Genomic DNA, 405 nt, shown 5'->3' with positions numbered 1-405 from the left:
ATGTAAGGCGTTGGAGTGACTACGCGCAAGACTTGGAAACACTGCGTTCTACAGTCATGGAAGAAAAGCAATATTTACTTGGTCATTCGATGGGTGGAATGATTAGTTTGCACCACTTGTTAGAGTATCCTGGCCGATTCAGTGGTGTAGCCTTAAGTGGGCCAGCGGCTGATGTTTCAATTGCTGTCCCGTGGTTTACGCGTGTTATTGGCAATACAATGAGTTTCTTTCTACCTAGACTCAGTCTTGCTCATCCCATAGAAGCAAGTGTGGTGTGTTCTGATCCCGAGGTTGTTGCCGCTTATGCCACAGACCCATTTAATCACGGTAAGGTTAGTGCACGTTGGTTTACAGAGTATTTATCGGCAGTTACTAAGCTACGCAAGCAGGCTTCGCAAATCAAAA

General features: G+C 45.7%; 1 protein-coding gene. It reads left to right on the top strand.

Features of this window, described 5'->3' with window-relative positions:
* A partial coding sequence (locus A3763_RS06150) for an alpha/beta fold hydrolase (protein WP_156494963.1) occupies positions 1-405 on the top strand: 405 nt, incomplete at both ends.

Source organism: Oleiphilus sp. HI0128, from assembly GCF_001635365.1.
The sequence above is the reverse complement of the archived record's forward strand: the minus strand, read 5'-3'. Positions and strand labels throughout refer to the sequence as shown.